The sequence below is a fragment of the Bacillus sp. JUb11 genome (assembly GCF_024807925.1).
GTDB lineage: Bacteria > Bacillota > Bacilli > Bacillales > Bacillaceae > Bacillus > Bacillus altitudinis.
Genome location: NZ_JANUEZ010000001.1, coordinates 540,586 through 556,532, shown reverse-complemented (window position 1 = coordinate 556,532; position 15,947 = coordinate 540,586). Strand labels below are relative to the sequence as shown.

Annotated in this window: 19 protein-coding genes; 2 read left to right on the top strand and 17 right to left on the bottom strand. The window is 42.4% G+C overall.

Annotated features, from left to right (window positions below; translation table 11 throughout):
* Positions 1–116: 116 nt before the first annotated feature.
* Positions 117–1,379, top strand: coding sequence for an MFS transporter (locus tag M2369_RS02920; RefSeq protein WP_251211249.1), 1,263 nt, complete (start codon positions 117–119; stop codon positions 1,377–1,379).
* 30 nt (positions 1,380–1,409) lie between these two features.
* Here M2369_RS02920 and M2369_RS02915 read toward each other — a convergent pair whose 3' ends face one another.
* Positions 1,410–1,847: a peptidylprolyl isomerase gene (locus M2369_RS02915; RefSeq protein ID WP_007501040.1), complete on the bottom strand. Its 438-nt coding sequence runs from the start codon at positions 1,845–1,847 to the stop codon at positions 1,410–1,412.
* Positions 1,848–2,168: 321 nt separating this feature from the next.
* Here M2369_RS02915 and M2369_RS02910 point away from each other — a divergent pair, with 321 nt between their 5' ends.
* Complete coding sequence (locus tag M2369_RS02910) at positions 2,169–3,053, top strand: DUF1002 domain-containing protein (protein ID WP_008344446.1); 885 nt, start codon at positions 2,169–2,171, stop codon at positions 3,051–3,053.
* A 40-nt stretch (positions 3,054–3,093) separates the two neighbouring features.
* On the opposite strand, the gene lysA is transcribed toward M2369_RS02910, so the two are convergent.
* The 16 genes from lysA to M2369_RS02830 all read right to left on the bottom strand — a co-directional run bounded on the left by lysA (position 3,094) and on the right by M2369_RS02830 (position 15,896).
* Positions 3,094–4,419 carry a diaminopimelate decarboxylase gene (gene lysA / locus M2369_RS02905; protein WP_024718927.1) on the bottom strand — a complete coding sequence of 442 codons (1,326 nt, stop codon included), beginning with the start codon at positions 4,417–4,419 and terminating at the stop codon, positions 3,094–3,096.
* Positions 4,420–4,534: 115 nt separating this feature from the next.
* Positions 4,535–6,007 carry a spore germination protein gene (locus M2369_RS02900; protein ID WP_007501043.1) on the bottom strand — a complete coding sequence of 491 codons (1,473 nt, stop codon included), beginning with the start codon at positions 6,005–6,007 and terminating at the stop codon, positions 4,535–4,537.
* On the bottom strand, positions 5,961–6,569 hold the full coding sequence (gene spoVAEA / locus M2369_RS02895) for a stage V sporulation protein SpoVABEA (RefSeq protein WP_226650633.1): 609 nt from the start codon (positions 6,567–6,569) through the stop codon (positions 5,961–5,963). The genes M2369_RS02900 and spoVAEA overlap by 47 nt, the downstream gene beginning before the upstream one ends.
* Before the next feature lie 6 nt (positions 6,570–6,575).
* Positions 6,576–6,926 carry a stage V sporulation protein AE gene (gene spoVAE, locus M2369_RS02890; RefSeq protein WP_007501045.1) on the bottom strand — a complete coding sequence of 117 codons (351 nt, stop codon included), beginning with the start codon at positions 6,924–6,926 and terminating at the stop codon, positions 6,576–6,578.
* A complete protein-coding gene (spoVAD, locus tag M2369_RS02885) occupies positions 6,926–7,942 on the bottom strand; it encodes a stage V sporulation protein AD (RefSeq protein WP_024718928.1) in 1,017 nt (338 codons plus the stop codon). Before spoVAD ends, spoVAE begins: the two co-directional genes overlap by 1 nt.
* 12 nt (positions 7,943–7,954) lie before the next feature.
* A complete protein-coding gene (spoVAC, locus tag M2369_RS02880) occupies positions 7,955–8,407 on the bottom strand; it encodes a stage V sporulation protein AC (protein ID WP_024718929.1) in 453 nt (150 codons plus the stop codon).
* Positions 8,408–8,427: 20 nt separating this feature from the next.
* Complete coding sequence (locus tag M2369_RS02875) at positions 8,428–8,844, bottom strand: stage V sporulation protein AB (protein ID WP_061419521.1); 417 nt, start codon at positions 8,842–8,844, stop codon at positions 8,428–8,430.
* Positions 8,834–9,454, bottom strand: a complete 621-nt coding sequence (locus M2369_RS02870) for a stage V sporulation protein AA (protein WP_061419522.1) — start codon at positions 9,452–9,454, stop codon at positions 8,834–8,836. The genes M2369_RS02875 and M2369_RS02870 overlap by 11 nt, the downstream gene beginning before the upstream one ends.
* A gap of 114 nt (positions 9,455–9,568) precedes the next feature.
* Positions 9,569–10,336 carry an RNA polymerase sporulation sigma factor SigF gene (gene sigF / locus M2369_RS02865; RefSeq protein WP_259253377.1) on the bottom strand — a complete coding sequence of 256 codons (768 nt, stop codon included), beginning with the start codon at positions 10,334–10,336 and terminating at the stop codon, positions 9,569–9,571.
* A gap of 12 nt (positions 10,337–10,348) precedes the next feature.
* Entirely contained in the window at positions 10,349–10,789 is a 441-nt protein-coding gene (spoIIAB, locus tag M2369_RS02860; RefSeq protein WP_007501052.1) for an anti-sigma F factor, read from the bottom strand.
* Positions 10,786–11,139, bottom strand: a complete 354-nt coding sequence (gene spoIIAA / locus M2369_RS02855; protein WP_008344431.1) for an anti-sigma F factor antagonist — start codon at positions 11,137–11,139, stop codon at positions 10,786–10,788. Before spoIIAA ends, spoIIAB begins: the two co-directional genes overlap by 4 nt.
* Before the next feature lie 157 nt (positions 11,140–11,296).
* A complete protein-coding gene (locus tag M2369_RS02850; protein WP_201297801.1) occupies positions 11,297–12,451 on the bottom strand; it encodes a D-alanyl-D-alanine carboxypeptidase family protein in 1,155 nt (384 codons plus the stop codon).
* Positions 12,452–12,609: 158 nt separating this feature from the next.
* The gene (locus tag M2369_RS02845; RefSeq protein WP_019743098.1) at positions 12,610–13,422 is read right to left on the bottom strand and encodes a purine-nucleoside phosphorylase; all 813 of its coding nucleotides are present in this window, start codon (positions 13,420–13,422) and stop codon (positions 12,610–12,612) included.
* An 11-nt stretch (positions 13,423–13,433) separates the two neighbouring features.
* Positions 13,434–14,618, bottom strand: a complete 1,185-nt coding sequence (gene deoB / locus M2369_RS02840; protein ID WP_025207568.1) for a phosphopentomutase — start codon at positions 14,616–14,618, stop codon at positions 13,434–13,436.
* A 153-nt stretch (positions 14,619–14,771) separates the two neighbouring features.
* Positions 14,772–15,662 (bottom strand): site-specific tyrosine recombinase XerD, encoded by an 891-nt coding sequence (gene xerD, locus M2369_RS02835; RefSeq protein ID WP_007501057.1) that lies wholly within the window; start codon positions 15,660–15,662, stop codon positions 14,772–14,774.
* A 6-nt stretch (positions 15,663–15,668) separates the two neighbouring features.
* The gene (locus M2369_RS02830; RefSeq protein ID WP_024718934.1) at positions 15,669–15,896 is read right to left on the bottom strand and encodes a YqzK family protein; all 228 of its coding nucleotides are present in this window, start codon (positions 15,894–15,896) and stop codon (positions 15,669–15,671) included.
* Positions 15,897–15,947: the final 51 nt, after the last annotated feature.

Genomic DNA, 15,947 nt, shown 5'->3' with positions numbered 1-15,947 from the left:
AGATCTTCACTACATCATCTTGACTTTAAAACGTTTCTCTGGTTATCCTTAACAGGAATTATTTTATACCAAACAGTATATTATACTATTTAGTACGAAAAGAGAGGATGACATGCATGAAAAAAGAAAAAATGAATACCGTTGAACATTCTGATCTGGAAACGACTCATTTACAAATAAACACCCGATCAACGATGACTCGCAATATGGCTCTACTGTTTTCGACAGCCTCAGGGATGGCAGTTGCAAACATATACTTTGCACAGCCATTATTAGACTCCCTCGCAGCCGAGTTTGGTATCAGCTATTCATCCGTTGGTATGGTCATTACGATTACTCAGCTTTGTTATGCGCTAGGACTGCTACTGATCGTACCACTTGGTGATCTGTTCAACCAACGGCGGCTCATCGTAGCTCAAATGCTAGTATCCGTGTTATCTCTCATTCTAGTCGGTATCGCCCCTACCGCCACCTTCCTGTTCATAGGACTAGCTGCGGTGGGACTGCTCGCTGTAGTCACTCAGGTACTCGTAGCATTCGCAGCGACGTGGGCCGCTCCTGAAGAACGTGGCCGCATAGTGGGCTTGGTTCAAAGTGGAATTGTGATTGGTATTCTTCTCGCACGAACGTTTGCTGGTGTACTAACCGATCTCGCCGGCTGGAGATCAGTCTATCTCGTTTCCGGCGTGATGATGCTGATCATAACTGGCGTGTTGTACCGGTATCTTCCGCGTGCTGACAGCAAGAGAGCCTCCATATCCTATGTGAACTTGCTCGCTTCAATGTTTATATTGTTCAGACAAGAACGAATTCTACGTATTCGTGGCGTACTGGGTTTTCTGATCTTTGTTGTGTTTGGCACGCTGTGGACTTCACTTGTGCTGCCTCTCAGCACTACGCCATACAATCTGTCACATACGGCAATTGGTGCATTTGGCCTTGCTGGAGTTGCCGGAGCATTAGGTGCCGCTCGAGCTGGAAGCCTTGCTGATCGAGGCTTAGGACAGTTAACAACGTGCATCGCCCTTGTCCTATTACTCTTTTCATGGTGTTTTATCTTTTTCACTGAATATTCCCTCATTTTATTAATCGTTGGTATAGTCATTCTTGACCTATCTGTGCAGGCCGTTCATGTGACCAATCAAAGTATGATTTTCATGGTCCGGCCTGAGGCGAGAAGCCGGCTGACTGCTGCTTATATGATTTTTTATTCCCTCGGCAGTGCGCTCGGTTCTATTGTATCAACTAACATATACGCAAACGCTGGCTGGAATGGGGTATGTCTATTTGGAGCCTCTATCAGCGCCTTAGCCCTTTTATATTGGATGATCACCTACCGCTTCACGGCACAGATCACAGGAACATCAGATGTAAAATAAAAAAACACCGCAATTAAGCGGTGTTTTGGATTAAGCATCGATCACTTCGACTTTTTCCATGCCTTGTCCTTGTTCCATATCAAGAACAGCTTCGATACCAGATGTTACTTTGCCAAAAACAGTGTGAACACCGTTTAAGTGCGGCTGTGGGTCATGTACGATAAAGAATTGGCTGCCGCCAGTGTCTTTACCAGCGTGTGCCATTGATAATGAACCTCTCTCGTGCTGATGAGGGTTTCCTTCTGTTTCACATTTAATTGTGTAACCAGGTCCTCCAGTTCCATTACCGTTTGGATCGCCGCCTTGGCTTACGAACCCTGGGATCACGCGGTGGAATTTCAATCCATCGTAGAAGCCTTCATTCGCTAATTTTTCAAAGTTTGCTACTGTACCTGGAGCAGCCTCTGGGTAAAGTTCAAACTCAATTTTCTTTCCATTCGTTAATTGTATGTATCCTTTTTTCGCCATTTTTCACATTCTCCTTTCAGGTTAAACAACGCTCATTATAGCACATTTTCGGTGATGTTAAACATCCCCTGCTTGTCGAATGTGATTTACCTCTTTTGCCATCATTGATAAAATAAAAGAGCTTGATCCTTTTCTCCTAAGGAAATGATCACAGACTGAGCAAATCACTTCATCATATTGGAGGTTTCAAACATCTTTAAAAGAAAATTGAAACGTCAGACTGATTTGTTACGTCTATATGATGGAGTACAATTCAAATCATGTACTCAAAAGATGAGTTTCTCACCCTCGAGAAACGCTTTCGACTTGAAGGAGGTCAACATGTTTAAAAAAACAATGCTTGGTATGATGGCAGCGCTCCTTTTACTGATTGGTGCGCCAAAAGTCAGCTTAGCGGATGCAGCTGTCGGCGATGTCATCGTCACACTCGGGCAAGACTTAACACCGGCTGATCGCCAGAAGGTGCTTGACGAGTTGAATCCACCTGAAAATGCGACAAAAATTGAAGTAACCAATAAAGAAGAGCACGAATATTTAGGAAAGTATATCCCTCGTTCTTCTATCGGGACGAGAGCCTTATCATCTTCATCCATCACCATTGAAAAATCAGGTACGGGTCTGACCGTGGATACACATAACATTAAGACAATTACAGATGAGATGTATTTAAATGCTTTAATGACCGCAGGCGTGAAAGATGCAAAGGTTGTCGTGACGGCGCCGTTTGAAGTATCTGGTACAGCAGCACTGACAGGTCTATTAAAAGCCTATGAAGTGTCAAGCGACAAAGCCATTCCCGAAGATGTGAAACAGGTGGCAAACGAAGAACTTGTAACAACATCTAAACTGGGAGACTCTATTGGAAAAGACAATGCTTCTGCCCTGATTGCAAAAATCAAAGATGACATTGCCAAAAATGGAGTTCCTAAAACAACAAAAGAAGTGGAAGAAAAAGTAGATCAAGCCGCTTCTGATTTGAACTTAAATCTAACACAAGACCAAAAAGATCAACTTGTCTCTCTCTTTGATAAGATGAAAAATATCAATATCGATTGGAAACAAGTCGGATCTCAAATTGATAAAGCAAAAGACAAGATTACAAAATTCATAGAATCAGATGAAGGGAAAAACCTTCTACAGAAGATTTGGGATTTCTTTGTCTCCATTTGGAACGCGATCGTCTCTGTATTTACTGGTGGAAAATAAATGTCATAGAAAAAGCTGCCTGATGATCAGGCAGCTTTTTTTAAGTCGATGATTTCACTTTTGATTGATAAGGTAAATCCAATTTGACAATGTCCTCATATGTCTCACGCTCAACGACAAGCTGCGCTTCCCCATCTTCTACAAATACTACAGCCGGGCGCGGGATGCGGTTATAGTTGTTTGACATGCTGTAGCCATAAGCTCCTGTACAAAAGACAGCTAACAAGTCTCCCTGTGATAACTCTGGCAGATCAATATCCCAAATGAGCATATCTCCACTTTCACAGCATTTGCCTGCAATGGACACAGTTTGATCATGCGTTTGGCTCATTTTATTGGCGCTCGCTGCTTCATATTTTGCTTGATATAAAGCAGGTCGAATGTTATCACTCATTCCGCCGTCAATGGCTACATAATCGCGAATGCCAGGTACATGTTTGGATGAGCCGATCGTATAAAGAGTGGTTCCCGCATCTCCAACAAGGGAGCGGCCTGGCTCAATCCAAATTTCAGGCATCTTAAACTCATAGCGGGCTACATTTTCTTTCACCGCTTGAATAATTTTCTCCACGTATTCAGTTGCTGGAAGTGGTTCGTCCTCTTCTGTATAACGGATGCCAAAGCCTCCGCCTAAGTTCAGCACTGTGGAAATAAATCCAAATGATTCTCTCCATTCATCTAGCTTCAAGAAAATCTTATCTGCCGCAAGGACAAAACCAGCTGTATCAAAGATTTGAGAGCCGATATGGCAGTGGACACCTAAAAGCTCGATCACTTCTGATTCAAGTACTTGTTTGACCGCTTCGTCTGCTTGTCCATTATGAAGATCAAAACCGAATTTTGAATCTTCTTGACCTGTTGTAATATAGTCATGCGTATGTGCTTCAACGCCCGGCGTGATGCGGAGGAGTACTTTCACCTGTTTTGACAGCTCTTGACCAAGCTGTTCAATGAGGTTGATTTCATAGAAATTATCAACAACAATACAGCCGATTCCATGCGCTAATGCCATCTTTAATTCTTCTCTGCTTTTGTTGTTACCATGGAAATGAATTTTTTCTACTGGAAATCCGGCACAAATGGCTGTGTGCAGCTCCCCGCCTGAAACGACATCAAGTGATAATCCTTCTTCTTTTGCCAGCTGGAACATGGCGATAGAAGAAAACGCCTTACTCGCATATGCCACCTGAGCCTTTAGTTCTTCTTCAATAAATGCTTTCTGAAAGCTTTTTGCACGCTCCCGTATTAAAGCCACATCATATACATAAAGTGGTGTCCCATACGTTTCAGCTAAAGAAACGGCATCAACACCACCAATTTCTAAATGTCCGAGTTCATTTTGTCTGCAAGTGCCGTGTAAATACAATGTCATTCCCTCTTTCTCCGCCTCGGCTGAAAAAAGACAGCTGCACAAGCTGCCTTTTGCCGTTTCTCAAAGTTAAAAATACAATATCACAATCTTCAGCCACTTTCAACGAGCGTTAAGAATTTGGCGGAATTTTTGATCTGTTCTGAGGGTGAACGATGCTTGGCCTTACTTTTGAGCCAGGAACAGACGTCCGAATGAGCACTTGCCACAAAGCCTTTCCATTAAAAGGAATGAACGGCCACATATAAGGCGTCTGTAAGGAACGAATGGATGTTAAATAAATAAGTAACAGCGTAAAACCGATGATTAATCCATTCAGCTTAAAGATCGCTACTAGTGCTAATATGATCAGTCGGATGATTTTATTAGCGACACTCAGTTCATAACTTGGAGTGGTGAATGTGCCGATGGCTGCTAGCGAGACGTATAATATGACCTCTGGTGTAAATAAACCGACATCAATTGCAATTTGTCCAATTAAGACGGCTGCAATCAAACCCATAGCAGTCGACAAGGCGGTCGGCGTATGGATGGCCGCCATTCGTAAAAATTCCACCCCAAAATCAGCAAGGAATACTTGGAGAATAACAGGGATATGGGAGGGTTTGTTAAATCCAATATAGCTTAGATTGTCTGGCAGAAGATTCGGTTCTAGAATAAAAAGAAACCAGATCGGCAAAAGAAAAGTAGAACATAAGATGCCTAAAAAACGCACCCATCTTAAAAAAGTCCCAACTGCTGGCGCCTGGCGGTATTCTTCAGCATGTTGAACGTGATGAAAAATAGTGGTTGGTGTAATGATGACACTAGGAGATGTATCCGTAATGATGATGACATGCCCTTCTAATATATGGTTAGCGGCTACATCTGGGCGCTCGGTGTATCGCACAAGCGGGAAGGGATTATATCCTTGCTTAATGATAAATTCTTCTATTGTTTTATCAGACATCGTCAGTCCGTCAACTTTAATCCCAGACACTTCTTTTTCGATAATATCAACAAGATCAGGGTCAGCTATGTCTTCAATATAACAAACACAGACGTCTGCTTTAGAACGCTCGCCTACTTTAAGCATTTTGTATCGCAGTTTTTCATCCCGCACTCTTCTGCGAATGAGTGCTGTGTTCACAATGATGTTTTCAACAAAGCCGTCTCTTGCACCTCTGACAACCTTTTCTGTATCCGGTTCCTCCGGCATTCTGCCAGGGTAGCTCCTGACGTCAATAATAAATGCGTAATTTTCACCTTCGACAACGACTGCCACAAGTCCAGACAACACTTGATCCACTGCTTCATCAAGCGTTTCAACTTTTGAGACTTGCTGATTGACAAGACGGTTTTCTACCACACGTGCAAGATCATCTGATTCAGGTTCGTTGTCATTGATTTCAATCAGTTCTTTTAATAAATAGATCACATATTGTGTATCACATAATCCATTTACATAGTAAAGCTGGATTTCCTGATCATGGACATAAATTTTCCGAACGCCAAGGTCAAAGCTGAGACCCATCCCGACATTGTCTTTGAAAAAGTCTTCATTTTTCTTCGGATCTCGGTACACGTGCACCTTGTCTTTCTTCATGGAAACCGCTCCTTTCTAAAATTAATTCGACTGCCTTCATTGTGATGGGGGACCCTTTGCTTAGATCATCTTTCCGTCCCATCTTGCCAATATCTCCAATGCCGACAACAATCGGAAGCTGTAGTGAATCGAGACAATACACTGTATCTCCACTCATTTTGTGTGGTTCCATTTCTGGAAGTCCATGTTTGTCAACGCCGTATTCTGTCAGTTCACCTTCCCGGTCAATGGAGACATGTACCTTTGTCCATTCCGCTTGATGGGTTTTAGATGCCACTGCAATGGCGCCAATCACTTCAATTTCAGGGTGACGTGCTACGTGCTTCATAGCCGCCTCCCCTGTTCCTTCACCTGTTAAGCCAGAATCATCAAACATGACAAACACTGGGTCATACGGCGTTTTTAAAATCATCTGGACCAGTTCTGGTCCTGTTCGTTTGCTCGGATTCCCTTTTGAGCTGGAAATACATCTTCCGCCGACTTTCTTTGCGACAAGCTCAATCGTTTTGGCAGCATATATATCTCCGTCTGTCACTAAAATGACTTTGCGTCTTTGCCCCATATTAGGTTATCCTTTCGGTTTAAAGATAAGTGCAATGATAAATGAAAATAAAATTGCAGCTGATATTCCAGCAGAGGTTAACTCAAAAATCCCAATTCCGATTCCAATAAATCCGTGGACATCAGCCTGATGCATCGCCCCATGAAGCAAGCTATGACCAAAGCTTACGATAGGGACGGTAGCACCCGCTCCTGCAAATTCAATAAATTTATCATAAATACCAAACCCGTCTAAAATCGTCCCCGCCACAACAAAGGTCGTCATGACATGTGCCGGTGTGAGCTTCAGTACATCAAGTAAAAGCTGGCCGATCACGCAAATCAGTCCGCCTGCAACAAAAGCAATCAAATAATCCATTAGCTTTCTCCTCCTGCACGCTCAAATACAACTCCGTGCGCAATGGTTGGAATGGTCTCTTTTTGCTGAACCATCATTGGGCTGAGAAGCGCCCCGGTTGCTACAACCAATACTCTTTGCAAATTCCCTGCTTTCATTTCTTGAAAGATGTGACTGAATGTCACGACAGCTGAGCAGGCACAGCCGCTGCCTCCAGCGAATACATTTTGATCAGGTGTGTATATGATTAATCCGCAATCATCATGCTTCCGTCCAAGCTGAATGCCATCTTCTTTCAGAAGATCCTTTAAAATAGGCGATCCAATTCCAGATAGATCTCCTGTTAGGATGAGATCATAATCATCTACTGTTCTGCCTAAGTCTTCTAAATGTTGTTTGATTGTGTCTGCCGCTGCAGGCGCCATAGCCGAACCCATATCGAATGGATCTGTAATCCCAAGATCCATCACCCGTCCGACGGTGGCACTTGTAATTTGAATTTGGGAAGGTTCTTGGCTGATGACGACAGCACCGCTCCCTGTCACTGTACTTGTGGCTGTATCTGGTTTTTGCCCACCATATTCTGTTGGATTACGAAATTGCCGCTCTGCCGTCGCATTGTGACTGCTTGTCGCAGCAAGTGCTCTATTGGCAAACCCACCATCTATTAACGCTGAGGCAATGGCGACTGATTCCATAGATGTGGAGCAGGCACCAAATAAACAAAGAAACGGGATTTTGAGTTCTCTTGCCACATAGTTGGCTGTCACGTTTTGGTTCAGTAAATCTCCTGCCAGCAAAAGGTCAATATCACTTTTTTGCAAATTCGCTTTTGATAAGGCCATTGATATGGCATCATCCATGAGCTGCCTTTCAGCCATTTCCCAGTTCTTTTGATAACAGTGCATTTCATCATAGGTTTTATCAATGAGATGACCGATTGGGCCTTCTTTTTCTTTCGGTCCTGCAGCTGTTCCTTCCGCATTCACATAAAGCTTGTGTTCAAATACCCAAGATTGCTTACCTGTTAGTTTCACGTTTTATTCCTCCTACGAAAACATCTTTTCCAAGACGTATCGAATAATCCCTACGACATATGCCGAGACGACACCAAACACAATGACGTTCCCAGCCAGTTTAAACATGTTGGTCGCTACACCTAACACAAGCCCTTCACTTTTATGCTCAAGAGCCGCACTTGTCATGCTATTTGCAAATCCTGTCACCGGGACAGCTGATCCCGCTCCAGCAAACTGGCCGATTTTATCGTAAATACCAATACCAGTTAAAATAGAAGAAATTAAAATAAGGGTCGCCACCGTTGGATTCCCTGCTGTCTTCTCATTAAAATCAAAAAAAGTAATATAGAAATTTTGCAATCCCTCGCCTATCGCACAAATCAAACCGCCGACAAGAAAAGCCTTGATGCAGTTCAGTACATAAGGAGGTTTCGGCTGATACGTTTTCACTTTAGATGGATAGTTCTCTTTTAAACTTGACACGTGTTGTTCCCTCCACATTTTTAAATATAAATAAGCCAATGAAATAGCGAGCCAAACACCTTTCCTAAGACGATGGCCATGAGCAACAGCACAATTTTGCCGTCCATTCCAATTCTTTTCGTTAAGATAGGAAGTACATTTAACACTTCAGTGAGTGCGGCAGCAAGCATGCCGACAAAAATGCCAGATAAAAGACCGATCGGTAGCGCCAGCCATTTGGATAAATGCAAATGGACTTGACTTAAAGTAGCCCAGCCGCCACCGACCGCTCCACTTATCACGGCAGCCTCATATCCTTGAATAAAACGCTGCGTTTTCGTTAATTGCATTAATCGAGGGATAATACCAAGCACTGTGAGAAACGCCACGAATCCTGCACCTACCGTTAAACCGCCGCCGAGCCCAACAAGCACCACAAAAAGCCATTTACCGATCATGGATATCTTTCAATGTTTCTTTGTTTTCATTGAGTGCGACATAATGATCAAGATCGAGCTGATATTTAAACATTTCCACTTCAAGCGGGCTTGGCTCTTCGTTTAAACGCTTTTTAAACACATGATTGAAAAATAAAATCATGCCCAAACCGAGTCCAAAGCTATATGGAATTTGTAATAAATACGGATGCTCAACCGTGTTTCCAGTAATCATCTCGTAAAGGCGGATATGAACAAGCCGCATACTAACATCCTCATGGAAATTCATGATGGCAAGGGCCGCTCCGACAAATAAGAGGAGCCATACAAACACGAATAATACGGGGGACAGTTGGCGTTTACCTGTATCAATTTCAACAATGGCCTCTGAGCCTCCGACCGTTTGAATGTCGATGTCAGGCCATGTTTTTTTGATCGTTTTGACCACATGCATGATATCTAACACAACGATGTGACGATCCTTTTTGCTGACATGGTATATCGGCATTTTGCTCAGCTTTTGCACAGCACTGTCATCTCCAGTGATTTGGGCGATATCCTCTAAATAAACAAGCTGATCATTACCAGTCTTAATCCGATGGCGCAGCCGAATAAAGATTTGTCCGTCCATCCAAGTCACTTCCTATACGATGGGTTAAAAATAGTATGTGGTGAAAAATGGTTCTCATACTGAAAGAACTTGATTTACCGGTAATTACCACACAAAAAAAGCCAGCCGAATTGGCTAGCTGTCTTTTTGATCCATTTGCATTTGGATTTGTTTTAAAATCTTCTTTTCAAGCCGTGAGACTTGCACTTGGGAAATTCCGAGTCTTTCTGCTACTTCTGATTGTGTTTGGTCTTTATAATACCTTAAATAGACAATCAGTTTCTCACGCTCTTCTAATTCTTTAATCGCCTCTTTTAGCGCAATTTTATCAAACCATCTTTCTTCTGAATGATCGGCAATTTGATCGTGCAACGTAATCGGATCGCCGTCATTTTCATACACGGTTTCATGAATAGATGATGGTGAGCGGACCGCTTCTTGAGCAAGGACGACATCCTCAGGTGTGATGTCCAGATATTCAGCGATTTCCTGAACAGTCGGCATTCTGCCATGAGATTTAGACAATTCGTCCCTTGCCCGCCTGATTTTATTTCCAAGTTCCTTTAAAGACCTGCTGACTTTGACGGTTCCATCATCACGAATGAAACGCTGAATTTCACCAATGATCATTGGAACGGCATAGGTCGAAAACTTCACATCATAAGACAAATCAAATTTATCAACAGATTTCAGCAGGCCAATACAGCCTATTTGGAACAGATCATCTGGTTCATATCCTCTATTTAAAAAGCGCTGAACAACGGACCAAACAAGACGCATGTTTTTTTCTACGAGGAGGTCTCTTGCTTGTTGATCTCCGTCTTGGCTTTTTTTGATGAGCTGTTTCACTTCATCATTAGACAGCTGTGCTTTTTTTGCTTGCTTTTTTACCTCCACATCCATATGAGCAGCTCCTTAATTACAAAGCGCTTTGCTTTTTGATAGATGCTTTGTTAAGCGGATTGTTGTGCCCATTTCTGGAGATGAGTCCACCATGACATCATCCATAAAGTTCTCCATGATCGTAAAACCCATCCCGGAGCGCTCTAAGTCTGGTTTCGTCGTAAAAAGCGGCTGCCTTGCTTCCTCAAGATCTGAAATGCCCATACCTTCGTCTCGAATCGTCAGATACACAATATGGTCATCCAGCGTAACGCTAATGTGCACCTTGCCGTCTGGATTCCCGTCATACCCGTGAATGATCGAGTTCGTGACCGCCTCTGACACAACGGTTTTGATTTCTGTTAGCTCATCTAATGTTGGATCGAGCTGAGCGATGAATGCTGCCACCGTTACTCTCGCAAAGGATTCGTTTTGACTTAAAGCAGAAAAAGTCAGATTCATTTCATTTGTCATGATGCCACCCCCAATGTTTGCAGCGCAGTTTGCTCTGAAGGCTCCATACGAATAATTTTAAACAAGCCGGACATATCAAATAAACGGTTCACCGCTGGCGAGATCGCACAGACGACCATTTCACCGCCAAGTTGTTTAATTTCTTTGTATCTTCCTAAAATCACTCCGAGCCCAGAGCTGTCCATAAACGATAAATCAGCTAAATTCAGCACAATGTGGCGAATGTCCTCTGTTTCCAAATAATTCGTCACCTTTTGTCTCAATGTCTCTGCGGAGTGATGATCAAGCTCCCCTGTCAACCGAATGCAAAGTACGCTCTCTTTTATTTGAAAATCAATACCAAGGCTCATCTTTTCTTCCTCCTTGCTCTATTTTCGGATAAAGAATGTTTCTCTTTCTTCACATGCAAATCCTTCACCATGACAAAACTAGTGATCATTCGTCACATTTAGATGTTCTTTTCGTTCATAGCAAAAAAGACTGCCGGTTGCAGCAGTCTTTCACCTTTTACTTCCATTTAACAAATTCGGCCATAGCCCGTTTGAAGAACGTCCAAACACCGGCTTTTTCCATATCTTCTTTCGCTTCAACAGGACTTTCATGAAGCACTTTTCCATCTTTTTTCAAGATGATGGTGCCAAGTTTCGTTCCTTTTGAAAATGGAGCTGTGACATCTTGAGTTAATTTAATTTCTTTTTTGATCTGATCGACATTTTCGCCTTTTTTCGTTAGAAGAGAAATCGGTTCAGACGTGACAAGCTGAATTTTTTTCTTTTTCCCTTTGCTCACTTTGATCTCTGCTACATCTTGACCACGCTTGTACAGAGGATGCGTTGTATATTGACTAAAGGCGTAATCCAGCATTTTGACGACTTGGGCATTTCTGTCTTTTGGTGTACTTGCGCCGAATACAACAGCAATCACGCGCATGTTGCCTTTTTTAGCGGATGCAGTTAGACAGTATTTCGCCTCGCCTGTAAACCCTGTTTTCACCCCATCCACACCTGGATAAAATTTAATGAGGCGGTTTGTATTCACAAGCCAGAATTTTTTATCCGTGTTCTGACGAAGATAATCTTCGTATACACCTGTGAACTTGGTGATCTCTTCATATTTCAACAGCTCTTTCGCCATTTTTGCCATATCATGAGCCGTGCTGTAATGATCTTTTTCAGGAAGTCCTGTTGGATTTTGAAAGACCGTTGAGGTGAGTCCAAGCTCTTTTGCCTTTTTGTTCATTTGCTCAACAAACTGTTCTTCAGATCCAGCTATATGTTCTGCCATGGCAACTGAAGCATCGTTTCCTGACGCAATCGCAATGCCTTTTAGCATGTCTTTAACCGTCATTTCTTCTCCCGGTTCAAGGAAAATTTGTGAGCCTCCCATAGATGCTGCGTGATCGCTCGTTCTTACTTTATCAGTCATTTTTAATTTCCCTTGATCCATCGCTTCCATGATGAGAAGCATCGTCATGATTTTGGTCATACTTGCAGGGGCAAGTTTTTCATCACTGTTTTTGTTGTAAAGCACTTTTCCCGTGTCACGTTCCATTAAAATCGCTGATTTGGCTTCATGCGCCAATTCTGATGTTTGTTTTTCTCCTGGCTTTTCAATCTTTTCTTTTGCCATCGCTGATGGTGAAACCATTGAGATAAGGATCATTAAAGTAAACAATGCACATATATGACGTTTCAAGTGGCAGACCTCCATTATCGTAATCCTTTCTATTTTTTCCTCATAAAGGCTGTTTTATTCAGAGATCGTTTGATTGCCATAAAAAAAAGCCCTCTGTTTATGAACAGAAGGCTTTTTCACACGATCTATGAGAGTTGTTTGACAACTTCTTTCACTAAATCAAGGAAACTTGCTTTCACTTTTTCCGTCACTTCGATCACTTCATCATGAGAAAGCGGCTGATCTAAAATACCTGAAGCCGCATTAGAGATGCATGAAATACCAAGTACTTTTATGCCTGCATGACGTGCCACAATCACTTCTGGCACAGTCGACATACCGACTGCATCAGCGCCAAGCGTTCTGAGGAAACGAACCTCTGCCGGTGTTTCATATGAAGGGCCTGTCATTCCTGCATAAACCCCTTGCTGCACAGATATGCCTAAATGTTTAGCCGTTTTCTCTGCAAGTGCCAACAAATCTTTATCATACGGTGCAGACATATCAGGGAAACGAACCCCTTGACTGTCGTTTGGTCCAATTAACGGATTGGTTCCCATCATATTGATATGATCTGTAATCAACATAAGATCGCCAGGATGGAAGGACGTATTCACACCGCCCGCTGCATTTGTCACAATACATGTTTCAATGCCGATTTCTTTCATCACACGGACAGGAAATGTCACCTGCTTCATATCATACCCTTCATAGTAATGGAAACGTCCTTGCATGGCACAAACGACCGTGCCTTTCAGCGTTCCAATGACGAGCTGGCCTGCATGCCCTTCTACTGTTGAAACAGGGAATCCAGGAATATCTTCATATTTCAATTTGATTGGATTTTCAATCTCATCGGCTAAAATGCCAAGACCTGAACCTAAAATCAATCCAACTGTTGGTACATATGTCGATGCTTGTTTAATATATGCCGCCGCTTCTGAAAACTGTGCTCCCACGTGATTTCCCCCTATTTGAGTTTAGATAAAAAGCTTGTGCCGTATTTTGGCAGCGTTGATTTAAAATTATCTGCTACCGTTGCCCCAAGATCAGCAAATGTTTTCGCTGTTGGCAGCTCATTCGCTTCTTGATGCTTTTTGCTGTAAGCAATAAGCGGAACGTATTCTCTTGTATGATCTGTTCCGTGATGAACCGGGTCATTTCCGTGATCTGCTGTGATCACAAGCAGATCATCCTCTTTTAATAGATCAAACACTTCAGGTAGACGTGCGTCAAATTCCTCTAGTGCCTTACCGTAGCCTTCTGGATCTCTTCTATGTCCATAAAGCGCATCAAAGTCGACAAGATTTAAGAAGCTCAGCCCAGTAAAGTCTGTTTTCAGCGTCTCCACTAGCTTGTCCATTCCATCCATGTTGGATTTCGTTCTGAGTGAAGAGGTGATTCCTTCACCATCATAAATATCAGAGATTTTTCCGATCGCAATGACATCAAGTCCATCATCTTTCAATTCATTCATGACGGTACGGTCGAATGGTTTTAATGCATAGTCATGACGATTTGGTGTTCTAACAAATGCCCCCGGCTCCCCGACAAATGGACGAGCGATGATGCGCCCTACCATATATTTTTCATCTAAAGTCAGTTCACGTGCGATTTCGCAAATGCGGTAAAGTTCGTCTAATGGCACAACTTCTTCGTGTGCAGCAATTTGCAGCACAGAATCTGCTGAAGTATAAACGATTAAATCGCCTGTTTTCATATGCTCTTCGCCAAGCTCATCCAGAATTTCTGTACCAGACGCTGGTTTATTTCCAATGATGCCGCGCCCTGTTTTTTCTTTTAATTCATTTAACAGTTCATCTGGAAAGCCGTCTGGAAAGACTTTAAATGGTGTGTCGATGTAAAGACCCATGATTTCCCAATGCCCTGTCATTGTGTCTTTCCCGTTGGATGCTTCTTGCATTTTCCCATAATACGCAAGCGGTTTTTCGTCCGCTGGAATTCCTTTAATTTCTTTAATATGACTTAGCCCAAGCTTCGCCATATTCGGCATATGAAGCCCGTTCATTTTTTCAGCAATATGTCCAAGTGTATCTGCACCTACATCATTAAAATCAGCAGCATCAGGTGCTTCCCCGATCCCTACTGAATCCATCACAATGAGGAAAATACGTTTATACTGATAATCAGGCATAAAAAAGCGCCTCCTTCAATATTCTTGTCCTTTCACCTTTCACAACTGGAGAGGTCAGACATCTCAAGTATAAACCGTTTTCAAGTCAATTGACAACCATAAACGGTCCAAACATAAAAAAGCATGATACACGTTCACCGTGCCATGCTTTACTTATGCCCTTGGATGGAATTTGTGATACACGTCTTTTAATCTTGTTTTTGTGACATGTGTGTAAATTTGTGTAGTAGAAATATCGGCATGTCCGAGCATTTCCTGTACGGCTCTAAGATCCGCACCGTTTTCAAGCAAATGTGTCGCAAATGAATGTCTGAGCGTATGAGGCGTCAGTTCTTTTTGAATACCTGCTTCTATGGCTCGTTTCTTTAAGTTCTTCCAAAAGCCCTGCCGCGACATTTTTTTTCCGTGATGATTCAGAAATAAAGCATCGGCCGGCTGTTTTTTGAGCAGCTTGTTTCTGCCTTTTTCTATATACACTTCAATCGCACTTGCAGCAGCTTCACCAATAGGCACGATTCGCTCTTTTCTTCCTTTTCCAAAACAGCGGATAAACCCCATGGTCAGATGCACATCTGCAAGAGTCAGATCAAGCATTTCACTTACGCGAATACCTGTTGCATATAAAAGTTCGAGCATGGCTTTGTCACGGTAGTCAAATGGTGTTTGCTGCTTAGGTGTATCGAGCAGCTTTTCTACCTCATCTAATGATAGAACTTTCGGTAATTTCCGCTCTGTTTTTTGTGATTCAATGTTCCATGACGGGTCATCTGTTGTCACTTTTTCACGGAGCAAGAATTGATGAAAGGAGCGTATCGATGATAGATGACGGACGGACGTTTTACTCGATTTCCCCTCGTCTTTTAACTGTTTTAAATAATGAATAATATGAAGGCGTGTGACGTCTTTTACATCTGTCAATTGTTCATGCGTCATTAAAAAAGACAAATAGTTCTGTAAATCTCTTTTATAAGAGACAATGGTATTTTCAGAGAGTCCTCTCTCTACTGTCATAAAATGAATAAAGTCGGATAATTGATCCTTCAATGGTTTCTACTCCCCGTTTTGATAAAAATAAATCAATCGATCCTGCCACCTGTCTTGTTTCGGCTGATCCATTTCCATCACTTTTATCGCTGCACCTTCTGGTTTATCATAACGATGATAGCTTTCATATTCTGAATTTATCCATATCATAGCATAATAGAACAGGACGGTAAAACCAGTGAACAAGATAAATACTTTCATTACTTCACCTGTTGTTTTGAGCCATTTTCGCATGTTCTTCATGTCCTTTCTCGTGTTCTCATTACTTCAGCATATGCCAGGTGG

Bases quoted from the DNA above. Each gene is read 5' to 3' on its own strand.
- sigF (WP_259253377.1), bottom strand. From the start codon at position 10,336: ATGGATGTGGAGGTAAAAAAGCAAGCAAAAAAAGCACAGCTGTCTAAT.
- M2369_RS02910 (WP_008344446.1), top strand. From the start codon at position 2,169: ATGTTTAAAAAAACAATGCTTGGTATGATGGCAGCGCTCCTTTTACTG.
- spoIIAB (WP_007501052.1), bottom strand. From the start codon at position 10,789: ATGACAAATGAAATGAATCTGACTTTTTCTGCTTTAAGTCAAAACGAA.
- deoB (WP_025207568.1), bottom strand. From the start codon at position 14,618: ATGCCTGATTATCAGTATAAACGTATTTTCCTCATTGTGATGGATTCA.
- M2369_RS02920 (WP_251211249.1), top strand. From the start codon at position 117: ATGAAAAAAGAAAAAATGAATACCGTTGAACATTCTGATCTGGAAACG.
- M2369_RS02915 (WP_007501040.1), bottom strand. From the start codon at position 1,847: ATGGCGAAAAAAGGATACATACAATTAACGAATGGAAAGAAAATTGAG.
- M2369_RS02875 (WP_061419521.1), bottom strand. From the start codon at position 8,844: ATGATCGGTAAATGGCTTTTTGTGGTGCTTGTTGGGCTCGGCGGCGGT.
- M2369_RS02900 (WP_007501043.1), bottom strand. From the start codon at position 6,007: ATGAAGAAAGACAAGGTGCACGTGTACCGAGATCCGAAGAAAAATGAA.
- M2369_RS02870 (WP_061419522.1), bottom strand. From the start codon at position 9,454: ATGGACGGACAAATCTTTATTCGGCTGCGCCATCGGATTAAGACTGGT.
- spoIIAA (WP_008344431.1), bottom strand. From the start codon at position 11,139: ATGAGCCTTGGTATTGATTTTCAAATAAAAGAGAGCGTACTTTGCATT.
- spoVAEA (WP_226650633.1), bottom strand. From the start codon at position 6,569: ATGGGGCAAAGACGCAAAGTCATTTTAGTGACAGACGGAGATATATAT.
- spoVAE (WP_007501045.1), bottom strand. From the start codon at position 6,926: ATGGATTATTTGATTGCTTTTGTTGCAGGCGGACTGATTTGCGTGATC.
- M2369_RS02830 (WP_024718934.1), bottom strand. From the start codon at position 15,896: ATGCGAAAATGGCTCAAAACAACAGGTGAAGTAATGAAAGTATTTATC.
- M2369_RS02850 (WP_201297801.1), bottom strand. From the start codon at position 12,451: ATGATCCTTATCTCAATGGTTTCACCATCAGCGATGGCAAAAGAAAAG.